Source organism: Quyinboa mangrovi, from assembly GCF_042219825.1.
In the GTDB taxonomy this organism is placed as follows: domain Bacteria; phylum Bacteroidota; class Bacteroidia; order Bacteroidales; family UBA5342; genus JBHJHP01.
The window spans coordinates 278010-291638 of record NZ_JBHJHQ010000009.1 but is presented as its reverse complement, the minus strand read 5'-3'; the positions used below and the strand labels follow the sequence as shown (position 1 = coordinate 291638).

Genomic DNA, 13629 nt, shown 5'->3' with positions numbered 1-13629 from the left:
AAAGTTGTTAAGCAGGTTGTACCATCTTCAGGCAAAGAAAACATTAGTATTGACGGCTCAGGATTATATATCATTAAAGCTGAAAGTGCTGGTGCAAGTAAATTGTTTAAGGTTGTAAAAACTAACTAATAAATTTAAACTAAATGAGGGACGCAATGCGTCCCTCATTTTTAAACTTTTTCTATAGAAGAATTTTTTTACTCTCTAATTGGATTTACGCCTCTAAAAAAGGATGTTTTGGTTCGTTGCAGGTTTAAAAAATACAATAATGACAGCATATTATACTTTTCAAACATGCAGGATAAGAACCATGAGGAAGTTTTTTTGGAGTAAAAAATTAAATCCAGTAAATTGAAAGATAAGACCATTACTTATAAGAGAGAAATAACATTTCATATTAACTAAAAGTAGAAGATTATGAGAAAAAGAATTTTTACATTTATTGCAATAGCCACATTGGGTTGTGGATTAGGTTTATACGCCCAGGATACGGGTACAGGTACAGGATGGGAAACATTGAATCCCGGATCTCCACTCGTTTTAGATGAAGATTTTTCAGGGTTTGACTTTTATGGTAACTGGGATCTGATGGGGAACAGGGGAACAGATAGTAAACCGGTTACAGATGACGAAACACTGGAAACAATACCTGCAAACATTGGAGGAAGCAGAACAGTTAAATATCTGAATTCAGATCTCGAAGTGATTTATACCTGGGATTCCTGTGCCTTTGCGCCTGAATGGGGCGTTGCTGCATCTATGGAAGCTGATGGTACACCTATAGAACCTGATCCAACCACTCCCGGTGTGTCGGATGGGTTTGTTGAAATAGCGCGTCTGGGATATGGCAATAAAAGGGGTGAGTTCTACATTGATCTCAGGGCAATGGAGTTTGTAGAAGCTATACAATATTCGCATTCAAGCTGTGGTGGTCAAAGAAGAGGATTTATGGTTCTGTTTAGCCTGGATGATGGTGCTAACTGGGATACCTTGCGGTATCAACCCGGTGATGCTGCCTGGGCTTCAAGTTTTACAAAAGATCCTTTTACACTGGAAAAAACTGAAAGCACTTTTAACTGTACCCCATCTGCAAAAGGGATGTTGTGGGAGGATGCGATTTATGCCGACAATTTGATGTTACAAATCCGTCCTGCGGATCCGGTTCAGCAGGCTGTTCGTATTCATGACTTTAAAGTCTATGGTGATTTGCCATCAGCAAACCAGAATATTCAGAATGATCTGATAAAAGTATTTAGCTATAAAAACACGGTAAAACTGAATAAGGTGGCTGATATTGAAATATTCAAACTGAACGGTCAGTTGGTTAAATCAGAAAAGCAAACCAATCTGGTTACTTTGGATGATGCCCCTTCGGGCATATATTTGATAAAGGTTCAATCAGGAAACTATATCAAAACATCCAAGTTAGTACTATATAAATAGTATAATTCACTTAATTGTTTTATTGGAAGGATAGCGTTTGCTATTCTTCCAATTTTGCATTAAAATGCGGATATGAAGATAACCTCAATAAACTGTAATTTTAAATACAACATTAATGAAAATAGTCAACAGTGAAAGATTTCGACAAAAGAACGTTTACTCGTTTTTTAATAAATCTAAGATTTTAATCTTAACATTTCAGGCTCTATTAATCGTTTTTGCTTCATATTCGCAACAGATAGGGCAAATTAATATTTCCGGTGATATTACAGATCCTCAGGGTGAACCGATAATAGGAGTCAATATACTGGTTATAAATAAAGCCAAAGGAACAATTACCGACTTTAACGGGCATTATACTTTGCAAGTAAATCCAGATGATACATTAAAGGTCTCATTTATAGGGTACGAAGAACAAATCGTACCGGTAAGCGGAAAAAGCATCATAAATATTCAGATGGAAGAGAAGGCTTCCGATCTGGATGAGTTTGTGGTTGTAGGTTATGGTGAAGTAAAAAGAGAGAACTTGTTAGGAGCAGTTTCAAGCATGACAACTGCTGAAATAGAAGACATCCCGGCTACAAGTCTGACAAACCTACTGGAAGGTAGAATGCCGGGAGTTTCAATCTCCCCGGCTCAACCCACAGGAAATCCCGGGGCCCAAACACGAATACGTATTAGGGCCGAAACGACATTTGGCTTGTCAGGATTGGGGATTAAAGATCCTGCACCGCTTTATATTGTGGATGGATTTGAAATGACACAGGAAGAGTTTGATGTACTGGATCCATCAGAAATTGAAAGTTTTTCTGTACTGAAAGATGCTTCAGCAGCTGTATATGGTAGCAAAGGTGCCAATGGGGTTGTATTAGTTAAAACCAAAAGAGGACGAAAAGGTAAGCTTAAATTAAGTTATTCCGGCAGTCATGGTATTATGGATGCCACGCAATTAACCGAGATGTTAAGTCCGGTGGAGCAGGCTATGTTTGCTAATGCAAAATATATGGATGATCCGGATTGGGTACCATATACTAACTCTCAGATTGATTCTCTCAGACATATTGATACTTACGATTGGTTGAGGGAAGCCTGGAGTGCTTCAAATGTATCACGGCATACTGTTAATATATCAGGTGGTAATGAAAAGATTACATATTATGCCGGTGGAACATATCTCTATACTGAGGGAAATTTCCCGGGACTAGGTGTTGGTAAATATACTTACAGGTTAGGACTGGATGCAAACATCACAGACAGACTTAAGGCTAATATTACCCTTGCATCAGATAGCAGGGACTTTAAACGCCCGTTTTATCAAAGCTCTGGTTTTAATACAATGGAAGGATTATTTATGGATCTGTTACAGATGGATCAGCGGTATAAACCTTATCAGGATGGGAAGCCTGTTTTTATATCCAATGATTTTGATAATCCAATGGCGTTTTTAAATTCTGACAGTTATCGAAGAAGTGTTAATAAGGGAACTACCCTGAATTTAAGATTAGCTTATGAGTTTGAAAGGGTCAAAGGTCTGGTGGCTTCTGCTACTTATAGCAGGAGAGAAAATCATAGTTACTCTAAGGATTATAGTATACCATACACCTTGTATGAGTTTGAACCGGGAACAAATAATGTAATTGCTGAGCATGTAGAGGAGAACAGGAACAGGATTTCAGAGGATTATGGCTATGGACAGAATTATCAGTTAAACTTAAACCTGAACTATAACAGAAAATTTGGATTACATGATATATCCTCATTTGTAACTTATGAGCAATCTGAAAGTAGCGGGTTTGGTTTTAAAGGGTATGCAAACAATATTCAAATTTATGGACTTGAAATTCAGGATGCTTTCGATAATGAAGGTGCGGCTACCACAGATGGCAGCATGGATGAAAGTGGCGATCTGGCAGCCGTATTCAGATTGAATTATTCTTATGCCAGTAAATATCTTTTTGAATCTACACTAAGATATGATGTTAGTACGCGGTTTGCTCCTGGCGAAAGAGGGGGCTTATTCCCTTCTTTATCGGCTGGTTGGGTTATATCGGAAGAGGACTTTATGAAAAACGGTAAGATTAGTAATGTCGTCGACTTTCTTAAAGTTCGGTACTCATTTGGTGTTTTGGGATATGCTTCTTTAGGTGCATGGGAGTATTTGTTAACTTACACACCTTCCAGTGGATATTTGTTTGGAGGATCCAGCCCAACTACAGGAATGGCTCTTACAAATAACAGGGATATTGTAAGTACAGGAGTTTCATGGGAAAAGTCACAAATGCAGAACCTTGGAATTGACCTGAAATTATTTAATAGTAAACTTAGCATAACAACTGATTTATTTTATACGTATCAATATGATATTCTGGATAAGATTTCTGTGGAGTTACCTGAAACAGGAGGAATAGATGGAAAGAACATGCCAAGCCAAAACCTGGGTCGGCTGGAAGCCTGGGGGTATGATATGACGATTGGTTACAGAGGAAAAATAAATAAAGATTTAACCTGGTATGTTAATGGCATTTTTTCATTTAATTCCAATCGTATTCTTGAAAGACCAACGGATAAACAGCCTAATGATTTCAGGTATCCAATTGGTCAAAGTACATTTGCAGAAGGAAGAGAAGAAGGCTATATATCAGATGGCATTATCCGATCACAGGAACAGTTGGATGCTATTAATGCAGAGTGGCAACAAACGTGGGGTTGGGACTATACCACTTATTATTCTTTAACTAATGATTATGGTGTAGGAATGCTTTTTGTTCAGGATATTGGCAGGCCTGGAATAGATAGTTTAGGTGAGCCTGAAATTGTATTTGAACCCGATGGTAAAATTAATGGATCAGACAGGACGTATGTACAAAGGGTGAATGATCATTTTGTATGGAAGAATCTGTTACCAACTTACATCACTCTGGGCGGAAGATGGAAAGATCTGTCGTTCAGCATGAACTGGGGCATGGCCTATGGTATTACAAATACTGTGACAGATAAAGCAGCAAGGGCATCTATTTCTGTTAATGATATGACCAACAAAACAGTATATACATCTAATGTGCCCTCTTTCTGGGCTGATTTCTGGTCAGAGGATAATCCAAATGCGGAATATCCTAGTCCAAAATATGCAGCGTTAAACCAACTAGTAACAACCTTTTGGATGAAGGACGTTTATCAATTACGTTTGAAAACGTTGACGATAAATTACCGCGTGCCCTCTGAATTTGCGGAAAAATATAAAATACCTCAGTTTAGCGTCTATTTTTCTGGCAAGAATCTTTGGACACCAATATCGACGTTTCATTATAAAGATGATGCTATTGCAAGGTACAATACATACCCATACACCAGGGAGTTTAACTTTGGTTTGAAATTTGATATTTAGCAGGGATGTATTATAAAAATTGAATTTAAAATAATTTGATCATGAAAATAATAAATTATATAGCCTGTATCTTAACAATAGTATTATTCTTTGGTTGTACGGATGTTTTGAACAAAGATAACCTGAACGTGGTAACGGATGCTAAAATCTGGGAGGATGCAGATCAGGCAAACCTGTATATAAATGACTTATATGCAGCTAATATGCCAGGTATGTCATTAGGAGTGAATAGTTATTTAAGCGATGAGTTTTTTTCCTCTTCATCCACTTATACCAGCCTGCTTTATGGATTGTTAACAGATCAGGACATTAATGATTTGGCATTTCAGGTTTTGCACAAGGATAAATATAAGGCAATTCGTATGATAAATGTTGCTATTGAAGGACTACAGAACTCTTCATTAAGCGATGAAGAAAGAAATCCATTAATTGCACAGGCAAGAGTACTCAGAGCTATGCGTTATTTTGAAATGGTTAAATTCCATGGTGGAATTCCTATGGTTCTAAGGCCTCAGGATCCCTTTTTTGAAAAACTTGATGTTGCAAGAAGCAAAACTTCAGTTAGTTTTGATATAATATTACAGGACCTGAATTTTGCCAAAGAGTGGTTACCTGTTGAATGGGAACAACCTGAAGATAACGGACGTTTTACCAGTGGTGCTGTTGCTGCCTATAAAGGTCGCGTATTATTAACCTGGGCAAGTCCTTTGTTTAACCGTAATGATGATCAAAGCAGATGGCAAAGTGCATATGATGCCAATCAGGAAGCCATCGATCTTCTTTCACAAATGAGTGTTCCAAGGGATTTATATCCGGATTTTAGCACAATTTTTACAACTGATGTTTTGGATAATGTAGAGTCCGTTATATTTAAACGTTACGATTATGATGTTAGTCCTGATTACACCTCAGGTTGGGAAGCGAGCGTAAGGCCACCTTCAGGAGGTGGCAATGGTGGATATGCCCCTACTTGGACCTTAGTTCAAGCCTTTCCTATGGCTAACGGTAAAAGAATTGACGAAGCTGATTCTGGATATGACCCTATTTATTACTGGCATAATAGAGATCCACGGTTTTATGCAACTATTGCATACAATGGGTGTGAATGGAGTATGACAAGTAAAGAAAACGATTTACAATGGACCTACTACCAAAATATGTCTGAAAACAGAAGGTCGCCTTCAACTGGTTTTTACTGTAGAAAGGCTACAAATCCTGATATATCAGAGGAGCTTGTATCGCAGACCAGTACATCTTGGCACGAACTAAGATATGCAGAGGTGCTGATGAATTTTGCAGAGTGTGCCAATGAAATAGGCAAGATTGATGAAGCATTGACTGAGATCAGAAGAATTAGGGAAAGAGCTGGAATTGAACCTGGTGATGGAACTTTTGGTATACCTAATACAGTATCGAAAGAGGAATTGAGGCAATTAATCATGATTGAACGCCAGGTGGAGTTTGCATTTGAGAATAAACGGTTTTATGATCTTCGACGCCGATTAATGTTTAGAGAGGATATGGGAAATATCGTTAAGAAATTAAATGGAACTCAGCGATTAGGTTTATCAATAACAGCGAAATCACCATGGGATCAAAGAGTAAGAAGTGGAGAATTTCGGGGATTTTTCCGACTGGATACAGCTGTTTTTTATGGATATGTTGATGTCGATGAAAATTATGAAACCTATTTTGATGTTGAGGAAAAAATAATGGAGGGTGCCGTTAATGGTGAAGTTCAGTCTTTAAATTATCGTGAGTTGTATGATTTTTATCCATTAAAATATTCAGTTGTTAATTCAAGTGATTCAATTCAGCAAACCATAGGTTATATCAATGGTACTTTTGATCCGTTAGCAGAATAAATACATTTTTAGTACAATAGATGTTAGGTAAAATGAGGTTATTAAGGAAGACTTTGGTTGGAGCAGGGATATTACTTTTTTCAGTTTCATCTGTAGCGCAGGACCTTCTGGCATTTCCCTCCGCAGAAGGATATGGGAAATATGCAAAAGGAGCAAGGGCCGCAGGTTTAAGAACAAGTTATGGTATTGTTGTTCAGGTGACTAACCTTGAAGATGATGTGGATAATCCACCGGAAGGGAGCTTCCGGTGGGCTCTAAAACAAGGTATAGAAGATATTACTGTAAATGGGCAAGTGCTCGAAAATTTTCAAAGGCCTTTGTATGTTGTATTTCGTGTTGGTGGAGTTATCAACTTGAAAGGAGAACTTAGAGTAGACAGGAGTTATATGACCATTGCCGGTGAAACAGCACCTGGAGACGGTATCTGTTTCAGAGGTGCAACACTTAATTTTTCCGGCTCTGAAAATGTAATTGTCAGATATATCAGGTCAAGACCCGGCGATGAACTGGGAGAGGAGACTTCGGCATTCAGGATTGAAAATGGCGGTAATTTTATCATAGACCATTGTTCTTTTAGTTGGGCAATTGAAGAAACTACCCATTTCTCCAGTAACGATAATACAACCGTACAGTGGTGTATAATCAGTGAATCACTTTACAATTCCATACATAAAAAAGGTGCACGGGGATATGGTACGCAATGGGGTGGAGAATATGCTTCGTATCACCATAATCTTCTTGCTCACCATAATTCCAGAATGCCGAGAATCAATGGATCAAACAAAAATGATGTGTATGCATTGGTGGATTACCGAGATAATGTGAATTTCAACTGGGGATCATCCGGTGCATTCTATGGCGGTGAATGGGAAGGTACCCCTAGTTGTAGCGGTTACAGTCATGTAAATGTAGTAAATAACTATTTTAAACCCGGTCCTGCAACCAGTGGGACGACCATCGCAGCACCTTCGCTTAACCGGGCAGATGTACCATTATGTGGTTATGCCAAATGGTATGTCAATGGGAACTACATGAGTGGTAACCAGTCTGTAACAGATAATAACTGGCAGGGAATAAGCTTTTCACCTAAGGACAGCATCATTTCAGACATTGAACATGTAAAGTCAGATGGAACTTTGGAGGATTACAACGACTATACTCAAACTGCACAGGAAACGTATGTCTCTGTGCTTGATAATGTTGGTGCAACCCTACCTAAACGAGATCCTATTGACGATCGTGTTATAAAGGAAGTGAAGGGTGAGATAGGGATTGTAAGATATGAATATACGGTGAATGATCAGCTTACCCCAATTAAGGGTGTAAATTCAGGCTTGATTGACACGCAACACAACCTTGTGCCCAATGATGCTCCGGAAGGAACCACCGCATGGGATGTGTATCAGGAAACACCTGCCGATGAGGCCCCTGCTGACAGGGACAAAGATGGCATGCCTGATGCCTGGGAAGAGGCAAATGGTTTAAATCCTGATAACGGGGAGGATTTCCGAGATATTACCGAAAGTGGATATTCCAATCTTGAGTTATACCTCTTTTCTTTAACCGGAGAAGAAGTTAAAACTTCGACAACAAACATAACTTCGAAGCCTGTATTTAATGTCTATCCGAATCCGGTGGATGATAAGTTCAGGGTTAGTTGCAGTGAGTCAATCAGTAATCTATGGTTGTTTGATGCTACAGGAAGGGCAGTGATGAGTTTAAATGATGGTTATAATGAGAATTCAGAAATTACTGTTCATTTAAATAGTGGATGTTATATTGTTAAGGCAGCAACTCAAACAGGAGATGTTTTGGTCTCTAAGCTTATCAAGAAATGAAATGATCAGATCTATATTTATTATACTAATTCTTCAGATTAGTCTTGCTGCTTCTGTGGCACAGGTATTTGATATTGTTGTTGACCCGGAGGGAGCAGGTGATTTTACCAATATTACCGATGCCATCAATGCTGTGCCGGATAATGCTTCTCAACGCACACTGATATTTGTCAAAAGCGGTGTTTATCATGAGAAAATCTGGTTAGCATCTGCAAAGGCCAATGTAAGCATTATTGGTGAAGATGTTGAATCTGTTATTCTGGACTGGGATGATTACCAGGGACGTGTGGTAAACGGTTCCACGATCTCTGGAGCGGATAGTTATACATTTTTGGCTGAGGGTACAGACTTATATATGGAGAATATCACAGTTAAAAATTCTGCAGGACCTGTTGGACAAGCAGTAGCTATTCGTACAATAGGGGATCGATCGGCTTTTAAAAATTGTCATTTCCTTGGCAACCAGGATACCTATTATGCCCATAAGCGCAGGCAGTATAATTATAAGTGTACTATTGAGGGTAACACGGATTACATTTATGGAGATGCGACCAATGTTTTCGATAGTTGTACGATAAGAAGCATTCCGGGAGGAAGCTATATCACAGCTCCTGCAGATGCCAAGTTGATTACCCATTTTGCATCCGGAAATTTTTACCATGGCTTGCTCTTTCGGTATTGCGATGTTACTGCCGCTTCCGGAGTAGCAGATCATTCAGTTTATCTGGGACGACCATGGCAACCCAATGCTTCGTCGGTTTACATAGAATGTACTTTGGGGAGTCATATAAAACCAGAAGGATGGAGTACATGGTCTGACGATAATCACCTTACCAGTTATTTTGCTGAATACCAAAATGAAACTCCGGAAGGGAATCTTGTTGATGTGTCTCAAAGGGTATCATGGAGCTATCAGTTAAGCGAAACGCAATTGAACCGGTATGCACTTAAATTCTTTCTGCACAACAGCGATAATATACAGGAATACTGGGATCCGCTTCCTGCAGTAACACCGTTATATGATCCTCAGAATGTTCAGCTTTCGGGAAATCAGCTAACATGGGATCTGGTGCCTGAGGCTGTTGGTTACGTCATATATTTCCAGGGAAGCGTAATTGGTTTTGCTGAAGAAAATACATTTTCTGTCACTGAAGGTATAAATATTCCGGAAGATTTTAAGGTTGTTTCAGTAGATGATTATGGTGCCTTAAGTGATGGTTCTGTGCCTGTAAATACGGCACTGGATCATATTATGAAAAATGAACGGGATTACAGTTTTATCAATAAAAAGTTTGAACTGCCTTATCCTGTAGATATTGATGTATTTGATATGAATGGAAGAAAACTGACTTCCGTGAAACACAAAAAAAGTTGCGATTTTTCCGGATTCCCATCCGGTATTTATATGATTAGGGTTGAGGAAGCATCAGGAAGAATCAACAATGTGAAAATTCTGAATAATTAAATACGCGGGTTGTTTAAAACCAGCGTGATTTCAGAATCTATATCCGAAATATAAAACAAGAACAATGAGTATTAAAAAGGTTCAAACCGGCATTGTAGCTATTTTCATGCTGAGTTTATCTGTTAATCTGCTTGCTCAGTATCCTGATATGAGTAAAGTGCAGTCGACAGTGGATTCATTAAATAGGGTTTGGGACAGCCTGGATCAGAAGGTCTGGGACAAAGCGTGGCCGGTTATTTATAAGGACATGCAAAACTATAAAGTTTACAACCAGTGGGCACGTCGTTCAGATGATTTACCGCAGGCAGACATTCCGGCTTTCCCGGGAGCTGAGGGTGGTGGTATGTACAGTTTTGGTGGTCGTGGTGGTAAGGTTTATGTGGTTACCAGTCTCGAAGACAGTGGTCCGGGAACACTACGGGAGGCCTGTGATCAGGGAGGTGCCAGGATAGTAGTATTTAATGTGGCCGGAATTATTAAACTTAAAAGACCCATAAACATAAATGCACCTTACATCACCATTGCAGGACAAACGGCACCGGGTGATGGCGTGTGTGTTGCTGGGGAATCGTTTCTTGTGAATACACATGATGTGGTGATAAGGCATATGCGATTCAGGAGAGGAGATACGTGGGTAGGAAGGAGAGACGATGCTATTGGTGGAAATCCCGTTGGAAATATTATGATTGATCATGTGTCAGCATCCTGGGGACTGGATGAAAATATGACTTTGTACCGTCATATGTTCACCGATGCGCCTAATAACCCCAAAGCAACAAGACATAAGTATTCTACCATTAATATTACCATACAGAATAGTATCTTTTCTGAAGCGCTGGATACATATGGCCATGCGTTTGGAAGTACTCTTGGAGGACAAAACTGTATGTTTACAAGAAATCTTTGGGCTAACAATACTGCGCGAAATCCGTCCGTTGGAATGAATGGTACCTTTAACCTGGTCAATAATGTGATCTATAACTGGGACCACCGAACAGTTGATGGCGGAGATTACAGTTCACGATATAATATTATTAATAATTACTATAAACCCGGTCCGGCAACTCCGAAAAATGCCCCGGTTGGTCATAGGCTGATAAAACCGGAATCCCGATATGTGGTGGAAGGAACAAAAATATATGGAAAAGTGTGGGTGGAAGGTAACATCATGGAAGGTTATCCTGATATTACCAACGACAACTGGAAGGGTATTCAGATTGAAGGGATGGAGGATGCAGGAGAATTTTTACCGCAGATAAGGTGGAACAAACGGTTTGACATGCCACATGTAAATTTGTTATCTGCGAAGGATGCTTATGAGGTGGTCTTGAATAATGCTGGAGCTACATTGCCAAAAAGAGACCCTGTTGACTTACGGATCATAAAACAGGTCAGGGACAACAAAGTAGATTTGGATAATTATACAGTGATAGATTCCCTCTATCAGTTTGAACACAGACGTCTTGGACGTGATTCTTACAAACATGGTATCATAACTGATATCAGACAGGTTGGCGGGTATCCTGAATATAAAGGAAAGCCAAGAAAAGATAGTGACATGGACGGTATGCCTGATAATTATGAAAAAAAGTATGGTTTGAACCCCAAAGATGCATCTGATGCTAACGGAGATATGAATGGTGATGGTTATACCAATATAGAAGGATACATCAATGGAATTGATCCAAATACGAAAATCGACTGGACAGATTTAAAAAATAATCACGATACATTGTCTGAAAAAGGCGGAGTAGAAAAAAAGTAAATAAATCATGATATGGGAGGTTCTTTAAGATAACTTTTCGTAGCAATAATTTTGATAAAAATATAAAACATGAAAAAATGTAGTTTAGTACTCGCAATGGTATTATTTGGAATAGCAGGGGTAAAAGCACAATATCCGGATATCCCGGATGATGTAAAAAAGAAATCAGTTGAATTAATTCAAAAGACATACGAATTATCGGATAAAGCGTGGGAAAAAGCTTTACCAATCGTTGAAAAGGAAGCAGCCGAAGGCAGACCGTATATTCCCTGGGCAGGTAGACCAAGCGATCTGCCACAGGCAAAAATTCCGGCATTTCCGGGAGCCGAAGGTGGAGGAATGTATACCTATGGTGGACGGGGCGGTAAAGTGATTACCGTAACAAGTCTGAAAGATCACGGACCGGGAACATTGCGCGAAGCCTGTGAGACTGGCGGGGCAAGAATTATAGTATTCAACGTGGCCGGTATTATACATTTGGACCGTCCTATTATTGTCCGTGCACCTTATGTGACTATTGCCGGACAAACAGCACCGGGTGATGGTATTTGCCTGGCGGGTGAAAGTTTCTGGATCGATACACACGATGTGATCATTCGTCACATGCGCTTCAGAAGAGGTGAAACCTGGGTTGGTAGACGTGATGATGCCATTGGGGGTAATCCTGTTGGAAATATTATGATTGATCACGTATCAGCAAGCTGGGGACTGGATGAAAATATGTCCATTTACCGGCATATGTATGATGACAAAACAGGTAGAAAAGCGGAAAAACTTCCAACGGTGAATATTACCATCCAGAATTCCATCTTTTCGGAAGGACTGGATACCTGGAATCATGCGTTTGGAAGTACTTTAGGAGGAGAGAATTGTTCGTTTATGCGGAACCTTTGGGCTAACAATACCGGAAGAAATCCATCCATTGGCTGGAACGGAACCTTCAACTTTGTTAATAATGTGCTTTTCAACTGGGTGCATCGTTCAGTTGATGGAGGTGATTATACCGCTAAATTCAACATCATCAATAATTATTATAAACCCGGACCGGCAACTCCGGTTGATAAACCAGTAGGTCACCGGATATTGAAACCTGAGTCTGGCAGAAGTACACTCACTCATCGCGTTTATGGAAAGGCATTCGTGGATGGGAATATTGTTGAGGGTAATAAAAAGGTTACCATGGACAACTGGGCAGGTGGAGTACAAATGGAGGATATTCCTGATAAGGATAACCCATATCAGGAAGTATTGTTATCCGATGACATATCCAAATACAAGGATATGGTCTATTGGAACCGGCCATGGAATATGCCATTTATGACCATAATGCCTGCAAAAAAGGCATTTAATTATGTGATAGAAAATGCCGGTGCAACGCTGCCAAAACGTGATCCGGTGGATCAACGCATCGCAAGGGAAGTAAAAACCGGTAAAATTGAATATGCAGATGATGTAAGTCTTGATGGAGTGCCGCAGTTCAAACACCGTCGTCTGGCACCGGATAGTTATAAAATTGGAATTATTACAGATATATCCCAGGTTGGTGGTTATCCGGAATATAAAGGCGAATCCTATAAAGATTCCGATAAAGATGGCATGCCGGATTGCTGGGAGGCAAAATATACAGATCTGGGACTTGATCCTAATGATCCTACCGATGCCAATAAAGATTGCAACGGTGATGGCTATACCAACATTGAAAAGTATATCAACGGGATCAATCCAAGATATAAAATTGACTGGAGAGACTCACGATATAATTACGACACCCTGGGAGCTAAAGGTGGAGTGATTGGAGAAGATGAATAGGCATTTTTATATGTTGATTTGGTTATCCTCTTTATTGTTGACATTTTGTAGGATGAGTT

At 39.5% G+C, this 13629-nt stretch carries 7 protein-coding genes; all 7 read left to right on the top strand.

The genetic code is table 11. The features are described 5' to 3' along the window. Window positions 1-417 precede the first annotated feature (417 nt). The 7 genes from ACE1ET_RS18750 (at window position 418) to ACE1ET_RS18720 (ending at window position 13570) form a co-directional block, all read left to right on the top strand. Window positions 418-1443 (top strand): T9SS type A sorting domain-containing protein, encoded by a 1026-nt coding sequence (locus ACE1ET_RS18750; RefSeq protein WP_375729957.1) that lies wholly within the window; start codon window positions 418-420, stop codon window positions 1441-1443. A gap of 115 nt (window positions 1444-1558) precedes the next feature. Continuing rightward, complete coding sequence (locus tag ACE1ET_RS18745; protein ID WP_375729956.1) at window positions 1559-4828, top strand: SusC/RagA family TonB-linked outer membrane protein; 3270 nt, start codon at window positions 1559-1561, stop codon at window positions 4826-4828. 41 nt (window positions 4829-4869) lie between these two features. Next, a complete protein-coding gene (locus ACE1ET_RS18740) occupies window positions 4870-6693 on the top strand; it encodes a RagB/SusD family nutrient uptake outer membrane protein (RefSeq protein WP_375729955.1) in 1824 nt (607 codons plus the stop codon). A 32-nt stretch (window positions 6694-6725) separates the two neighbouring features. Further along, window positions 6726-8531 carry a T9SS type A sorting domain-containing protein gene (locus ACE1ET_RS18735; RefSeq protein WP_375729954.1) on the top strand — a complete coding sequence of 602 codons (1806 nt, stop codon included), beginning with the start codon at window positions 6726-6728 and terminating at the stop codon, window positions 8529-8531. Between the two features lies 1 nt (window position 8532). Continuing rightward, window positions 8533-9996: a pectinesterase family protein gene (locus ACE1ET_RS18730; RefSeq protein WP_375729953.1), complete on the top strand. Its 1464-nt coding sequence runs from the start codon at window positions 8533-8535 to the stop codon at window positions 9994-9996. Between the two features lie 64 nt (window positions 9997-10060). Next, entirely contained in the window at window positions 10061-11761 is a 1701-nt protein-coding gene (locus ACE1ET_RS18725) for a pectate lyase family protein (protein WP_375729952.1), read from the top strand. 69 nt (window positions 11762-11830) lie between these two features. Then, on the top strand, window positions 11831-13570 hold the full coding sequence (locus ACE1ET_RS18720) for a pectate lyase family protein (RefSeq protein WP_375729951.1): 1740 nt from the start codon (window positions 11831-11833) through the stop codon (window positions 13568-13570). The last annotated feature ends 59 nt before the right edge of the window (window positions 13571-13629 follow it).

Excerpts from the sequence above, each read along its gene's own strand:
- ACE1ET_RS18740 (WP_375729955.1), top strand. The coding sequence starts at position 4,870 with ATGAAAATAATAAATTATATAGCCTGTATCTTAACAATAGTATTATTC.
- ACE1ET_RS18720 (WP_375729951.1), top strand. The coding sequence starts at position 11,831 with ATGAAAAAATGTAGTTTAGTACTCGCAATGGTATTATTTGGAATAGCA.
- ACE1ET_RS18735 (WP_375729954.1), top strand. The coding sequence starts at position 6,726 with ATGAGGTTATTAAGGAAGACTTTGGTTGGAGCAGGGATATTACTTTTT.
- ACE1ET_RS18745 (WP_375729956.1), top strand. The coding sequence starts at position 1,559 with ATGAAAATAGTCAACAGTGAAAGATTTCGACAAAAGAACGTTTACTCG.
- ACE1ET_RS18750 (WP_375729957.1), top strand. The coding sequence starts at position 418 with ATGAGAAAAAGAATTTTTACATTTATTGCAATAGCCACATTGGGTTGT.
- ACE1ET_RS18725 (WP_375729952.1), top strand. The coding sequence starts at position 10,061 with ATGAGTATTAAAAAGGTTCAAACCGGCATTGTAGCTATTTTCATGCTG.
- ACE1ET_RS18730 (WP_375729953.1), top strand. The coding sequence starts at position 8,533 with ATGATCAGATCTATATTTATTATACTAATTCTTCAGATTAGTCTTGCT.